Origin of the sequence: Pseudomonas sp. MWU16-30323, from assembly GCF_020515595.1 — a bacterium.
Lineage (GTDB): Bacteria > Pseudomonadota > Gammaproteobacteria > Pseudomonadales > Pseudomonadaceae > Aquipseudomonas > Aquipseudomonas yamanorum.
This window is the reverse complement of record NZ_JAIWYM010000098.1, coordinates 1-369: the sequence shown is the minus strand read 5'-3', so window position 1 is coordinate 369 and position 369 is coordinate 1. Positions and strand designations below refer to the sequence as shown.

The window sequence follows — 369 nt, the reverse complement described above, 5'->3', positions numbered from 1 at the left end:
TGTTACTGACCGAGATTGAAAACGAGGTCGGGGAAACCTATCGACTTGAGTATCACGCCAACGGCCTGATCCAACAGGAAATCGGCTTTGATGGGCGCCGCACTGCCTACGTTTATGATCTCGCCGGGCATCTGCTGGAAAAGACCGAATACGGCGACGATGGCAGTCAGCTGGTTACAGGTTATGAGCGCGATGCAGCCGGGCGCCTCGTAAGAAAAACCCTGCCTGACGGCAGCAGCGTCAATTACACCTACGACCGCCTCGGCAATCTCCTCAGCGTCGACGACGGTCACTGGCCGCTCCATTACGAATACGACCTGCAAAACCGCCTCACCGCCGAGCACCAAGGCTGGGGCACCTTGCGCTATG

General features: G+C 57.7%; 1 pseudogene. It reads left to right on the top strand.

Annotated features, from left to right (window positions below):
• A pseudogene (locus LIY45_RS30615) lies at nucleotides 1-369 on the top strand (type IV secretion protein Rhs); the annotation flags it as partial.